This window comes from Streptomyces capoamus (genome assembly GCF_014654935.1).
Lineage (GTDB): Bacteria > Actinomycetota > Actinomycetes > Streptomycetales > Streptomycetaceae > Streptomyces > Streptomyces capoamus.
This window is the reverse complement of the sequence record NZ_BNBF01000007.1, coordinates 317,665-330,387: the sequence shown is the minus strand read 5'-3', so window position 1 is coordinate 330,387 and position 12,723 is coordinate 317,665. Positions and strand designations below refer to the sequence as shown.

The following is a 12,723-nucleotide window of genomic DNA, read 5'->3' as shown; positions in this document are numbered from 1 at the left end:
ACATGAGCGTGCGGGACTTCATCTCGGCGAACTCCGCCGACTTCGCGCGCGTGCGCACGCCCGACACCGAGCCGCAGCTGCGCGAGAAGCTGACCTCCGCGCTCACCGAGGCGGGCGGGCACGTCATGCCCGAGCAGGACGGCGCGCTGCGGGTGACCGGGCTGCCGCTGCCCCGCATCAGCGACCTCGCGCACGAGGCGGACGTCCGGCTGTGGGAGCTGTCGCCGCACCAGGCCTCGCTGGAGGAGGCGTACATGCGGATGACGCAGGGCGCCGTGGACTACCGCTCCACCGTCGACCAGAAGGCGGGCCTGCAGCAGCCGCTGCCGCCCGGGGTCCAGCCGCCCCTGCCGGTCCCCGGCCAGGGCCAGCCCGGCTGGTACGCCCCGCCGCCGCCCCAGCAGGGCGGTCTGCCGCCCGCCGGGGAACTGTACGGCGGCGCTCCGGGCGCGAATACGGCGCCGGTGGCGGCCAACCCGTACGCCCAGCCGGCCGCCCCGGCCCAGCCCGCGCCCCAGGCCGCCCAGCCCACCGCCCCGGCCCCCGCGGCCGCTCCCGTGCCGCAGGCTCAGCCGCCGGCGCTGACCAAGGAGGCGCCGGCCCCGACGGCGGCCCCCGCGCCGGCCCCCGCGGCCCCGCCCGTGCCCGCCGCCGCTCCCCCGGCCCCCGCGGCCGCCCCGGCGCCCGCCGCCTCCGCCCCCGCCGACCCGACCCAGCCCGAGGACGCCCGATGAGCACCCACCAGCCCCCGATGCCGCAGCCCCCGGCCGCCGCGCCCGGCGGGCCGTACCCCGGCTACACCTCGCCCATCCCGGTCGTGCGCACCCACCTCGGGCACGCGCTGGCCGCCGAGTGGACGAAGATCAGGTCGGTGCGCTCCACGATGTGGACGCTCGGCGTGTTCACCGTGCTCGTCGTCGGCATCGGGCTGCTGGCCGGCACCCTGGTCCAGTCCAACTCCGACTCCGACAGCCTGTCCGGTGAGAACCCGCTGTCCTTCGGCTTCTTCGGCCTGCTCGTCGGGAGCATCTGCATCATCACGCTCGGCGTGCTGACCACCGCCTCGGAGTACGGCACCGGCATGATCCGTACGACGATGACGGCGTGCCCCAGCCGGGCCCGGGTGCTCGCGGCCAAGTCGGTCGTGTTCTTCGCCGTCGCCTTCGCCGTCACCCTGGTCACCTCCGGCTTCGTGGCCATGGTCCAGGCGTCCATGCTGGAGAGCACCGGCGCGCGCACCCCGTCCGGCGGGGACTGGCTCAAGGCGACCGTCGGCATCAGCCTCTACATGGCGCTGCTCGGCCTGCTCTCGCTGCTGATCGGCTCGGTGATCCGGCATTCCGCGGGCGCCATCACCATCATGATCGGCGTGGTCCTGGCCCCGCTGGTGCTGGCGATGTTCATGGTGACGGAGTCGCTCGACAAGCTGCGCACCTGGCTGTTCGAGTACTCGATCCCGAACCAGCTGAGCGTCTTCTACTCCAACTCCCTCACCGAGTCGGGGCCGTCCGGCTGGGACCCGTTGTGGATCATGCTCGGGGTGACGGCGGCGGTGTACGCGGGCGCGTACTCGCTGCTGCAGAGCCGGGACGTGTGAGCCCGGTCCGGACTCAGAATTTCGGCGCGTTACGGGACCGCTGCACCCGCGTGGTGCGGCGGTCCTTCGCGTTCCAGCAGGCCTTGTGCCAGTGCCGGCGGTCGTCGACGCCCGCGTGCTCCGGCCAGGCCACCACGTGCGGGACACCGGAGGGGATCAGCTGGTCGCAGCCCGGGCAGCGGTAGGTCTTGCCCTCCGTGCTGGCCCCGGCGACGTGCCGCACGCTCCAGTCCTCGCCCTGCCAGCTCTCGGTGGACTGCCAGCCGCCGTACCGGCCGGCGTGATCGTCCTCGGCGCTCCGGCCCGACGATCCGGCTGCCTTCGGTCGGTTGCGGCGCGGGGACACGGGACACCTCTCGGGGCTGTACGGGAAGCACGGGCTCCGTCCAGCCTACGCGTCCGCGCGGGGGGTACGTGGGGGGTACGCGTAAGGAACCAACCCGTACAAGTCCCCCTGCGGCGCGACCCATTCTGCAGACAATCCGCAAATCTCTCCGCCAGGCCGTGTCCTGGACACGTGTCAGACGGTTATGCCGGGTGGGGGAGCTCCGGGTCGGAGCCAAGGAAGCAGGAAATGCGATGTACGTAGGAAGCTTTGTGCTGGCCGCCCAGTTCCCGGGCCAGGGCCCCGGGGAGGCCCTGCACCGGGCGGTCCGCTCGGCGGAGGTCGCCGAGCAGTCCGGGCTGGACGCGGTGTGGCTCGCCGAGCACCACTTCGTGCCGTACGGCACGTGCCCGTCCGCGGTGACCCTGGCCGCGCTGCTGCTCGGCCGCACCCGCCGCATCCGGGTCGGCACGGCGGTCAGCGTACTGCCCACGGCCCATCCGGTCGCCCTGGGCGAGCAGGCCGCGTTGCTCCACCTCACCAGCGGCGGACGGTTCTCGCTGGGCGTCGGACGCGGCGGCCCCTGGGTCGACCTGGAGGTGTTCGGCGCGGGCCTGGAGGCGTACGAACACGGGTTCCCGGAGTCCCTCGATCTGCTGCTGCGCTGGCTGAGCGAGCCGTCCGTGGCGGCCTCCGGCGAGCGGTTCTCCTTCCGCGAGGTGCCCGTGGTGCCCCGCCCCTCCGAGGCCCTCACGGAGACCCCCGGCCCGGAGGTCGTCCTCGCCTGCACCTCTCCGGGGAGCGTACGGCTGGCCGCCGAGCGCGGGCTGCCGATGCTGCTCGGCATGCACGTCGGGGACGAGGAGAAGGCCGAGATGGTCGCCCTGTGGCGGCGCTGCGCCCGGGCGGCGGGCCGGCCGGCCGAGGAGATCGCACGGGCCGCCCACGTCTCGGCCGGGGTCTGCCAGCTCGCCGACCGGCGCACGGACGCCGTCGAGACGCTGACGAAGGCGATGCCGGGCTGGCTGAAGGAGGGACTCGCGGCCCATGTGACGGTGGACGGACGGGCGCGCACAATGCGCGACCCGCACGCCTACACCGAACTGCTCTGCGGGCTGCACCCGGTGGGCACCCCGCGGCTCGCGGCCGACCGGCTCGCGGCCACCTCGGAGCGCACCGGCATCTCCCGCTTCGCCCTCCTGATGGAGGGCTCGGGCGACCTCGCGGCCACCGAGGAGAACCTGCGGCGCCTGGGCGCCGAGGTGCTGCCCCAGCTGCGCTGACCCCCGCTCCCCGCGGGGCCGCCCGGGACCGCACGCGCCCGCCACGGGTGGGACGGCAAGCCGGCGGCTCTCCGTCCCGGTCGCACCGAAGCGCGCGTCAGCAGTCCCGGAGCTCCGGCGACTGGTTCAGCAACTGGTTGCGCACCGACGTGAAGCGGGCCAGCGTCTCGTCCACCGAGGCGTCCAGCGGGAACACCGCCACGCGGTGGCAGTTCTGGAAGGCCAGCCGCACGCCGAAGTGCCGCTGCAGCGCGCCGCGTATCGCGTCACTCGCGAGTGCACGCAGCAGCTGACCGCGTGCCTGCTCGTCCGGCGGAGGCGTCTGGTTGTCGGCGAAGGGTCCGCCGTCCACCTTCAGCTGGGCCACCAGGGAGCTGATCATCTCCCATGCGTAGGGCAGGGAGGTCCGGACGCAGTCGACGAATGCTGCTTCGTCGACCTCGCCTCGCTCGGCCTGTTCGAGTAGGGCCGGTGAGACGTCGAGCGACATGGGTTCTCCTCTCGCACCCCCGGGAACGCAGGGGTTGCCGGACAGATAGGGGAGTTCGCGATTTCGAACACGCTCGGTACATGGGCCGCAACCTCCCGTCCCTACGGTAGGCAACGGTAGGTGACCACACCAGCAGAATGCGTATATGGAACGGTCCGGTTACGCCCACAATCGGCCAGGGATGAACAAGAGGTTCAGGGGACAAATGGGGTGATCCACTGGGAGCGGGACGGGCGGATCGCGAGCACCGGCGGGCGTCGAGTAGCGTTGCCGACCATGCGTCTCGTCATTGCCCGATGCTCGGTCGACTACGCCGGCCGGCTCACCGCCCACCTGCCCTCGGCGCCGCGCCTGATCCTGGTCAAGGCGGACGGCAGCGTCTCCATCCACGCCGACGACCGGGCCTACAAGCCGCTCAACTGGATGTCGCCGCCCTGCGCGCTGAAGGAGGGGACGGGCGAGGACGAGGGCGTGTGGACGGTCGTCAACAAGGCAGGCGAGAAACTGATCATCACGATGGAGGAGATCCTCCACGACTCCTCGCACGAACTCGGGGTGGACCCGGGTCTGATCAAGGACGGCGTGGAAGCGCACCTCCAGGAACTCCTGGCCGACCGCATCGAGACCCTGGGCGAGGGCTACACCCTCATCCGCCGTGAGTACATGACCGCGATCGGGCCCGTGGACATCCTGTGCCGGGACGCCGACGGCGGCACGGTCGCGGTCGAGATCAAGCGCCGGGGCGAGATCGACGGCGTGGAGCAGCTCACGCGCTACCTCGACCTGCTCAACCGCGACCCGCACCTCGCGCCGGTCCGCGGCGTCTTCGCCGCCCAGGAGATCAAGCCCCAGGCCCGCGTCCTCGCCACCGACCGCGGCATCGACTGCCACATCCTGGACTACGACGCCCTGCGCGGCATCGAGGACGACAAGCTGCGCTTGTTCTAGCCCCCCCGCTCCGGTCGTCCCGCCGCGCCCCCGCCCGGCACCGCCGCGCCGGCCGCGCGGCGGTGCCGGGCGGCCGGCGTCACATCAGTGTGTTCGTGCCCGGAGCGGTCTGGGACGCGGAGGCGCTGCTCGACGTGGTCCCGGTGGCGCCGTCCGTGCCGCCGCCCGTCGTGGTGGTACCGGCGTCACCACCCGTGGTGCCGCCGCCGGTGCCACCACCTGTGGTGCCGCCCGTCGTCCCGCCGGTGGTGCCGCCCGTCGTGCCACCGGTGGTGCCGCCCGCGCCGCCGCCGGTGGTGGTGCCCCCCGTGCCGCCGCCCGTCGTGCCACCACCGGTCGAGCCGCCAGTGCCCGTACCGCCGGACGTCGTGCCGCCGGTACCGCCTGACGTCGTACCGCCCGACGTGGTGCCGCCGCCCGTCGTCCCGCCCGTGGTGCCGCCCGTGCTGCCGCCGGTCGAGCCGCCGCCCGACGAACCCGTCGAGCCGCCGGGCTTGGGCGACTTCGACGGGGAACCGGAGGGCGACGTGCCGGAGGGGGACGGCGCGGCGCTCCCCGACGGGCCGGGCGTGCGGGCCGGCGGGACGGGATCGTCGGCCGTGCCGTACGTGCCGTCCGGTCCCGGTGACGTGGGCAGGCTGTCGGCCGAGCCGGTGTCGGCCGGGTCCTCGCTCGCGCCGCCGTCGGTCAGGCCCTGGGTCGCCGACGGGTTGGCGTCCACCTTGCCGGCCGGGTCGCGCCCGGTGTCGTCGGGGGACGTCATGCCGAGCGCTACGACCGTGCCGAGCACGGCGGCGAGCAGCGCGCCGGAACCGGCCGCCACGACGTTGCGCCGGGCCGGACGCCGTAGCCCGGGCCTCTTCCCCGCCGGCCGCGGGAGCCGCTGGGTGACCAGGGTGTCGCCTGCGGGGCCGTGCGACGGCGGCACCGGCTCCCCGGTCCGCGGCTGCGCGGACTCCTCCCCCGCCGGGAGCGCCGGCGGCCCGGGCACCTCGCCGGCCCGGTCGGCGAGCAGCGCCAGCGCGCGGCGGCCGGCGACCGCCCCCCGCTTGTCCGCGAGGGCGCCGCGCAGTCCGCCGGAGGCCTCCAGCTCGGCGCGGGCCCGCTCCAGCTGTCCGGTGCACAGCGCGAGGATGCCCAACTCGTGGTGGAAATAGGCTTGTTCAGTGACCTCACCGGCCAGCCGGGAGGCTTCCGCACCGGACCGCAGGGCCCGTTCCCAGGCGCTCCAGTGGAGCCCGGCGGCGAAGGCGGGCGCGGCCGTGCGGGCCAGCTGCACCGCACCGCTCTCCTCGCCCTCGGCGGGCGGCGTCGTGCGCGGTGCGACGGCGGCGAGAGCGGCGAGCACCGCGTCGGCCTCCGCGCACACCCGTTCCGGGGTGACCGAGGGATGGCCGGCCCACCAGGTGTAGTGCCGGGCGGCGCTGCGGGCGTGCTCGGCGGCGTCGTCGGCGTACCCGGCGGCCTCCAGCTGGGTCTGCACGCCGGCCGCGAGCCGGTAACGGGCGCCCACCGGGGAGACCAGGCCGCAGCTCGCCAGTTCGCCGAGGGCGGCGTCCGCGTGGGTGTCGCCGACCAGCGCGGGCAGGTGCGCCGGGTGGGGTATCTCGCCGCCGAGGGCGACCGCGAAGCGCAGGGCGGCCCGGGCGGAGGCGCTCAGCCGGGAGGCGAGCAGCGGGGCGGGGGCCGCGGCCTCGCCGAGGGAGGGCAGCGGGACCGAGTCCTCCAGGTCGGACGGCAGCTCGGCCGGCAGGTCCGCCGGCGGGCGTACGTCCTCGAAGACCCCGTACTCGTCCACCGCGCCGGCGCCGGCCCGCAGCTCCTCGCGCTGCCGCAGCAGGGCGCCGGCCTGCACGAAGCGCAGCGGCAGCCCCTCGGACTCGAACCACAGGTCGCCGGCCCAGTTGGCCTCGTCCTCGGTGAGTACCCGGCCGACGGTGCGCTCCAGGATCTCCACGCCGGCGGCGCGGTCGAGGCCGGCGAGGAAGACCTCTTCGACGTCGGCCTCGGCGGAGGGCGCCGGCACGTCGGGGGTGACGCCGAACAGGAAGGCGCACTCGGGAGTGGCGTCGAGCAGTTCGTCCAGGGCCGCGCCGCCGAACTCCAGGTCGTCCAGGATCACGACCGCGCCGATCTCTCCGACGCAGGCGAGGAGTTCCTCCCGGTCGGGGCGGTGGCCGGAGGCGTCGTAGGCGGTGTGGAACAGCTCGTGCAGGAGGTCGCCGGCCGTGCGGTGGAAGCCGCTCAGGCGGATCACGCCGTCGGGGGCGAGGTCCAGGCAGTCCTCGGCGACCAGGTCGAGCAGGGCGGTGCGGCCGGAGCCCGCCGGTCCGGTGAGGCGCACCGAGCGGCCGCGGGCCAGGAGGCGGACCAGGCGTTCGCGTACGTCCTGGCGTTCCAGCAGGGAGAGCGCCGGCTGGGCGGGACCGGGCGGCACGGGCGGCCGGGCGGCGCGTTCGGTCTCGGCGCGCTCGGCGGCGGTGCGCTTGCGGGGCCGGCCGGGGAGCCGGACCGGCGGGCAGGGCTCTATCTCGCTGCCGTCCACCGGGTTGACGGTCAGCTGGAGGTCGCCGGTGACGAGCTGGGCCATGCGGGCGGGCGTGGCCGTGCCCGGGGCGAAGTCGGCGGTGAGGGAGTCCCGGGGCGGGCGGCGGCTGAGCGCCTGGCCGTGCTCCTCGGGTCCCGCGTTGATCGGGTCCATGGGTTCATGCCCCCCAAAAGCGTGTGCTCGTGTCCGGCCCCTCCCGGCCTTGTCGCACACCGCGCTGTCGCTTCTGGTCCGGGCCCGCTCGGTCGAGGGTTGCGAGGTGGCGGGCGACCGCACCCTAAACCTTGGCTCAGTATCTCCGACAGGGCGGGGTGCCATGCGGTCCGAGACGTCACGGTCTTGTGAGGATTGCCCTCGACGTGCGCCGACGTGCGCTTCGGCCGTGCCTCCGGGTCTCCCCCGGCGCCCGGGTCTCCCCCCGCCGCCGCGGTCTCCCCCGCCGCGCGAGCCTCCACCGTCGCGTGGTTCCGGAGCGCCGCCCGAGTCTCCCCCACGGCGAACCTCCCCCGCCGCCCGGCCTCCCCCGCCGGTCGGGCCTACCGCCGCCCGGGCCGTCCCGCCGTCCGGCTCAGCGCCGGACGCGTGTCGAGCCGCCGGACACGGCGGACACTGCGCACCCCGGACACAGCGCGCCCCGCGGACACAGCTCGCCCCGCGGAGACTGCGCGCCCCGTGGGCACCGCGCCGCGGCGGGCGACGGGCCGTCGTCGGCCGCGTCTCACACCCGGGGCAGCGACTCCACGCCGATGCCGCCCTCGATGGCGAGGATGCGGTGCAGCCGGGTGGCGACCAGCAGGCGCTGCATCTGCGCCGGCACGCCCCGCAGCACCAGGCGGCGCCCGCAGCGGCCGGCCCGCCGGTGGGCGCCCATGATCACCCCGAGTCCGGTGGCGTCCCAGGAGTCCAGTTCGGACAGGTCGAGCACCAGGTCGCCGACTCCGGTGTCGAGGGCCGAGTGCAGGGCCGTACGGGCGTCCGCCGCGCTGCGGACGTCGAGGCGGCCCCCGACGACCAGCTCGGCGTGGTCGCCCCTGATGTACATATGCGCTCCCCGTAGAGTGCGGTTGGCGGACTCGGTGACGATGCTGTGCAACGTCTGACTGTGCGGGTGGCGGTGCGGTTGCTGCTTGTAAGCGAACCGATACCGAATTCACCCCCGGGAGTGACACTCCCGGGGATTTCGTCCAGAGATGGGTGGACTAGTACCTGTAGAAGCCCTGCCCGCTCTTGCGGCCGATGTCACCGGCGTCCACCATCCGGCGCATCAGCTCCGGCGGGGCGAACTTCTCGTCCTGGGACTCGGTGTAGATGTTGCTGGTGGCGTGCAGCAGGATGTCCACGCCGGTGAGGTCGGCGGTGGCGAGCGGGCCCATCGCGTGCCCGAAGCCGAGCTTGCAGGCGAGGTCGATGTCCTCGGCGGTCGCGACGCCGGACTCGTAGAGCTTGGTCGCCTCGACCACGAGGGCGGAGATCAGCCGGGTGGTGACGAAGCCGGCCACGTCCCGGTTGACGACGATGCAGGTCTTGCCGACGGACTCGGCGAACTCCCGGGCGGCGGCGAGGGTTTCGTCGCTGGTCTTGTAGCCGCGGACCAGCTCGACGAGCTGCATCATCGGCACCGGCGAGAAGAAGTGCACGCCGACGACCCGCTCGGGGTGCTCGGTGGCGGCCGCGATCTTGGTGATCGGGATGGCGGAGGTGTTGGAGGCGAGCACGGTGTCCTCGCGCACGAGCTTGTCGAGCGTGCGGAAGATCTCGTGCTTGACCTCCAGCTTCTCGAAGACGGCCTCCACGACGATGTCGACGTCGGCGGCGGCGTCCAGGTCGGTGGTCGCGGTGATGCGCGCCAGGGCGGCCTCGGCGTCCTCGGCCGCGAGCTTGCCCTTGCCGACGAACTTGTCGTAGGAGGCCTTGATGCCGTCGGTGCCGCGCTTCAGTGCCTCGTCGGTGACGTCACGCAGAACGACGTCCCAGCCCGCCTGCGCGGCGACCTGAGCGATACCGGCCCCCATGAGCCCGGCCCCGATGACGGCAAGCTTCCGTGCCACTCCGACTCCCCTTTGAACGCGCTCCAAGTCTGCTTCTCCGGCGGACCATAGCGCTCCGGAGCGGCTGTGTGAGCAGTAAGTAACGCGTGTCACGGTCTCAGACGCTGAGACGCCCGTCACGGGGCCCCAATTCCACGCGGGCTCGCGGGTTTTGGCGGCACCTTTTCTCACGGAACCGGCATGTTGCGCCCCATCTGACCGCTACTCTCCGTGCTCGGGACGCTGCACATGGATCATGAAGGGGGTGCGCCATGCCGGCGCGGAAGGTGGTCACGGGACGCAGCCAGGAACCCCATCGGCGCTACGCGGAGGAACTCCATCGCCTGCGCACCGCCAGGGGCTTGAGCCTGCGCGCGCTGGCCGACGTGGCGGGCTGGGACCCGTCGCTCTTCAAGAAGCTGGAGAGCGGGGAGACTCCGGGCGGTCCGGAGGTCGCCGAGGCGCTGGACGAGTTCTACGGCACGCCCGGACTGCTGCTGGCTATGTGGGAGATGGCGGTGGGGGATCCGACGCAGTTCAAGGAGCAGTACCGGCGGTACATGGTTCTGGAGTCGGAGGCGGTGAGCCTGTGGCACTTCGGGGTGAGCATCCTGCCCGGTCTGTTCCAGACGGATGCCTACGCGCGCGAGGTGCTGGCGCTCGGCGGCTACAAGGGCAAGGAACTGGACCAGCAGGTCGCTGCGCGCACCGGGCGGCGAATGCTCCTGGAGGGCGAGGACGCCCCACCGTTCCGCGCCCTCATCGCCGAGGCGGTGCTGCGCACCCCGCTGCGCGACACAGGGGCGTGGCGGCAGCAGTTGGACCACCTCCTGGAGGCGTCCGAGCGCCCGGGCATCGCCCTGCAGGTACTACCGGACAGCGCTGGTCTGCACGGCTTGGTGAGCACCGCCGTCATGTTCCTGCGACTGACGAACGGTACTACCGTGGCGTACACGGAGAACGCATACCGTGGTGAACTGATCCAGGAAAACGCTGCAGTTGAGCAACTGCAACGTGCGTACGATGCCATGCGCGACCAGGCGCTGAACCCAGCCCAGTCGCGGAAGTTCATCCTGCGGATGTTGGAGGAAGTGCCGTGCGAGCCATCGACCCGAGCGGAGTGACCTGGCGCAAGAGCACCTACAGCAACCCCGACGGCGGCGAGTGCCTCGAAGTCTGCGACAGCATCCCCGCCGCCGTCCCCGTCCGCGACAGCAAGACCCCCGACGCCCCCGCCCTTCTCTTCACCGCCGGCTCATGGTCGTCGTTCGTCGGAGCCCTCAAGGGTGGCGTGTTCCAGTAGGCGCCGTTTGTCCGGCTTGCCCGCGGCCGTGAGCGGGATGTCGGGCACGAGGTGCAGGGCGTCGGGAGCGTAGAGGCGGCCCTTGTGGACGGTGACGAAGTCGCGGATCTCCTCCAGTGAGGGCCGCTGCCCGGCAACCGGCACCACGGCGGCGTGGACGTGCTCCGTCACGTCCTCGTCCCGGCTGCCGAAGACCGCGCACCGGGCGACGGCGGGATGGCTCAGCAGGAGTTCCTCCAGCTCGGCCGGATAGACGTGGCCACCGACGACCACGATCATCTCCTTGATCCGGTCCACGATGTAGAGACGGCCGTCCTCGTCGAGGTAGCCGACGTCACCGGTGCGCAGCCAGCCGTCGCGCAGCACCTCGGCGGTCAGCTCCGGCTGCTTCCAGTAGCCGTGCATCACATAGGGCGAGCGCACGTGGACCTCGCCCGGTTCCCCCGGCGGCAGGCTGGTGCCGTCGGCGTCCCGAACGGCGATCCGGACGTCGGGCAGGGGCCGGCCTGCCGTCAGCCGGCCGCCGCGGCCGGTCAGCGCCAGTTCCTCCGGACCCGCTTCGGTGATGAGCTGGGCCTCGGCCTGCCCGTACAGGCCGTAGAGCACGGGCCCCAGCGCCTTGGCCGCCTCCCGCAGCCTGGCCGGTGAGGCGGCGGTCCCGCCGTAGCTGATCCGGGAGAGGCTGGACAGATCGGTGCCGGGCACGTCGGGATGGTCCACGAGCTGGTAGAGGAGCGGCGGCAGCAGCCAGGTGTGGGTGATGCGCTCGCGCTCCACCGTGGCCAGCACGTCCCCGGGCTCGAAACCGTGCCGCAGGACCACCGAGCCACCCCTGAGCAGCGCCATGTCGGCGAAGATTCCGGCGAGGTGGGCGAGCGAGGTGCAGGCCAGATGGCGGGGCGGATCGCCGGCGGCGGTGAGAGGGCGGTCCAGGATGCGCCGGTAGGAGCCATGGGTCATGCGGATGCCCTTGGGGATGCCGGTGGTTCCGCCGGTGTGCCGGATGCACCAGTCGTCGTCCGGGCCCACCAGACCGCCCCTCGGCTGCGCGGGGCGCCGGGCGGCCGTGGCCAGCACGTCCTCGGCGAAACCGCTCGGTCCGAGGGAGAGCGCCGGGGGGACGCCGGGAAGAATGAGCAGCTCACGTGCACAGGCGTTCTGTCGCTGGTCCACCAGCAGCAGGGAGCAGTCCGCGCTCGCCATCACACGCGCCATGACCGGCGGGCTCATGCCCTCGTAGAGGGCGACGACCCGGGCGCCGGCCAGGTTGACGGCGTAACGGGCGACGAGGGCCTCGGCGGTGTTGCCGGTGAGCAGGGTGACCGTGGTGCCGAGGGCCACCCCGCGCTCCGCCAGCTCTCCGGCGAGGCGGTAGACCTGGTCCCGGAACTCGGCGGCGCTGATCACCAGCCCTTCGGCGGTGGTGACGGCCGCCCTCGACGGATCGGCGGACAGGACCTCGAGTACCGCCTCCACATAGCCACTGAAGTCGCCTTCCTCGGCCTCTCGTCGTCGGCTCATCGCCGTTCTCCCTCTGCAGGATCCGGTGGACACCCGCGACGCTAAGGCCCCGTCCCTCATGCCTTCCACGACCACTTCCGCCATGTACTCATGACGCGTCGCGCATGAAGGACTCCACGGCCACACGGCGGAAGTCCAGGGCGGCCGGGGAAAGATGGGCATGGGCGCGCCACACCAAGGTCAGGGTCCGGTGGCAGTCCTCGGCGTCCAGCCGCAGCAGGGCCACCCTGCCGTGCTCGCCGAGAGCCGGGCGCGCCATGGCCGGCATCAGGCCGACGCCCAGTCCGGCGCCGATCAGCTCGGGCGTGGCGGCGGCCTCGTCACCCTCGCAGACCACCCGGGGCGTCAGTCCCTCACGGGCGAAGAGCCGCTCCAGCAGGGCGCGTTGCCAGTGGCCCGTGCGCGTGGTGACGAAGTCCTCGTCGGCCAGCTCGGCCACCGCGACGCGCTCGCGACCGGAGAGCGGGTGCCCCAGCGGAACGGCCAGCAGCACCTCTTCCCGAACCAGTTCCACCGAGCACAGCTCGGGCCCGGCGAGCGGCTGGGAGGCGAGCGCCAGATCCACTTCACCGGAGGCCAGATGCCTGCGCATCGAGTCCACCGGGGTCTGGAACAGGCGCACGCTCGCCCCGGGACGCAGCGTACGGAAGGCGGAGAGCACCCCGGCGAGCTGCAGCAGGG

The 12,723-nt window shown here is 73.2% G+C and carries 13 protein-coding genes; 6 read left to right on the top strand and 7 right to left on the bottom strand.

What is annotated here, in order from left to right:
- Both IE312_RS40020 and IE312_RS14570 read left to right on the top strand, forming a co-directional pair.
- Positions 1-734 (top strand): DUF8746 domain-containing protein (locus tag IE312_RS40020; RefSeq protein ID WP_502266970.1); only part of this gene is annotated, 734 nt, incomplete at its 5' end.
- The gene (locus IE312_RS14570; protein WP_189981808.1) at positions 731-1,597 is read left to right on the top strand and encodes an ABC transporter permease; all 867 of its coding nucleotides are present in this window, start codon (positions 731-733) and stop codon (positions 1,595-1,597) included. The genes IE312_RS40020 and IE312_RS14570, both read left to right, overlap by 4 nt.
- A gap of 13 nt (positions 1,598-1,610) precedes the next feature.
- Here the strand turns inward: IE312_RS14570 and IE312_RS14565 are convergent, their stop codons facing one another.
- The gene (locus IE312_RS14565; protein WP_189981805.1) at positions 1,611-1,943 is read right to left on the bottom strand and encodes an Rv1322 family protein; all 333 of its coding nucleotides are present in this window, start codon (positions 1,941-1,943) and stop codon (positions 1,611-1,613) included.
- A gap of 233 nt (positions 1,944-2,176) precedes the next feature.
- On the opposite strand from IE312_RS14565, the gene IE312_RS14560 reads away from it, so the two are divergent.
- Positions 2,177-3,205: an LLM class flavin-dependent oxidoreductase gene (locus IE312_RS14560; protein WP_189981803.1), complete on the top strand. Its 1,029-nt coding sequence runs from the start codon at positions 2,177-2,179 to the stop codon at positions 3,203-3,205.
- Between the two features lie 97 nt (positions 3,206-3,302).
- Here the strand turns inward: IE312_RS14560 and IE312_RS14555 are convergent, their stop codons facing one another.
- Positions 3,303-3,695, bottom strand: a complete 393-nt coding sequence (locus tag IE312_RS14555) for an SCO5389 family protein (RefSeq protein WP_014675028.1) — start codon at positions 3,693-3,695, stop codon at positions 3,303-3,305.
- 276 nt (positions 3,696-3,971) lie between these two features.
- On the opposite strand from IE312_RS14555, the gene nucS reads away from it, so the two are divergent.
- Positions 3,972-4,643, top strand: a complete 672-nt coding sequence (gene nucS / locus IE312_RS14550; protein ID WP_189981801.1) for an endonuclease NucS — start codon at positions 3,972-3,974, stop codon at positions 4,641-4,643.
- A gap of 79 nt (positions 4,644-4,722) precedes the next feature.
- Here nucS and IE312_RS14545 read toward each other — a convergent pair whose 3' ends face one another.
- The 3 genes from IE312_RS14545 to IE312_RS14535 all read right to left on the bottom strand — a co-directional run bounded on the left by IE312_RS14545 (position 4,723) and on the right by IE312_RS14535 (position 9,239).
- Positions 4,723-7,344, bottom strand: a complete 2,622-nt coding sequence (locus IE312_RS14545; RefSeq protein WP_189981799.1) for an ATP-binding protein — start codon at positions 7,342-7,344, stop codon at positions 4,723-4,725.
- Between the two features lie 565 nt (positions 7,345-7,909).
- On the bottom strand, positions 7,910-8,233 hold the full coding sequence (locus IE312_RS14540) for an STAS domain-containing protein (protein ID WP_189981850.1): 324 nt from the start codon (positions 8,231-8,233) through the stop codon (positions 7,910-7,912).
- 157 nt (positions 8,234-8,390) lie between these two features.
- The gene (locus IE312_RS14535) at positions 8,391-9,239 is read right to left on the bottom strand and encodes a 3-hydroxyacyl-CoA dehydrogenase family protein (RefSeq protein ID WP_189981797.1); all 849 of its coding nucleotides are present in this window, start codon (positions 9,237-9,239) and stop codon (positions 8,391-8,393) included.
- Between the two features lie 251 nt (positions 9,240-9,490).
- Here IE312_RS14535 and IE312_RS14530 point away from each other — a divergent pair, with 251 nt between their 5' ends.
- Complete coding sequence (locus tag IE312_RS14530; RefSeq protein WP_189981795.1) at positions 9,491-10,342, top strand: helix-turn-helix domain-containing protein; 852 nt, start codon at positions 9,491-9,493, stop codon at positions 10,340-10,342.
- Positions 10,315-10,521, top strand: coding sequence for a DUF397 domain-containing protein (locus IE312_RS14525; protein WP_189981792.1), 207 nt, complete (start codon positions 10,315-10,317; stop codon positions 10,519-10,521). Before IE312_RS14530 ends, IE312_RS14525 begins: the two co-directional genes overlap by 28 nt.
- Here IE312_RS14525 and IE312_RS14520 read toward each other — a convergent pair.
- Positions 10,474-12,042, bottom strand: coding sequence for an AMP-binding protein (locus IE312_RS14520; RefSeq protein ID WP_189981790.1), 1,569 nt, complete (start codon positions 12,040-12,042; stop codon positions 10,474-10,476). The two genes, IE312_RS14525 and IE312_RS14520, sit on opposite strands and share 48 nt — an antisense overlap.
- A gap of 88 nt (positions 12,043-12,130) precedes the next feature.
- A partial coding sequence (locus IE312_RS40015; protein WP_229899732.1) for a LysR substrate-binding domain-containing protein occupies positions 12,131-12,723 on the bottom strand: 593 nt, incomplete at its 5' end.

Excerpts from the sequence above, each read along its gene's own strand:
- IE312_RS14545 (WP_189981799.1), bottom strand. The coding sequence starts at position 7,344 with ATGGACCCGATCAACGCGGGACCCGAGGAGCACGGCCAGGCGCTCAGC.
- IE312_RS14520 (WP_189981790.1), bottom strand. The coding sequence starts at position 12,042 with ATGAGCCGACGACGAGAGGCCGAGGAAGGCGACTTCAGTGGCTATGTG.
- IE312_RS14530 (WP_189981795.1), top strand. The coding sequence starts at position 9,491 with ATGCCGGCGCGGAAGGTGGTCACGGGACGCAGCCAGGAACCCCATCGG.
- IE312_RS14555 (WP_014675028.1), bottom strand. The coding sequence starts at position 3,695 with ATGTCGCTCGACGTCTCACCGGCCCTACTCGAACAGGCCGAGCGAGGC.
- nucS (WP_189981801.1), top strand. The coding sequence starts at position 3,972 with ATGCGTCTCGTCATTGCCCGATGCTCGGTCGACTACGCCGGCCGGCTC.
- IE312_RS14570 (WP_189981808.1), top strand. The coding sequence starts at position 731 with ATGAGCACCCACCAGCCCCCGATGCCGCAGCCCCCGGCCGCCGCGCCC.
- IE312_RS14560 (WP_189981803.1), top strand. The coding sequence starts at position 2,177 with ATGTACGTAGGAAGCTTTGTGCTGGCCGCCCAGTTCCCGGGCCAGGGC.
- IE312_RS14540 (WP_189981850.1), bottom strand. The coding sequence starts at position 8,233 with ATGTACATCAGGGGCGACCACGCCGAGCTGGTCGTCGGGGGCCGCCTC.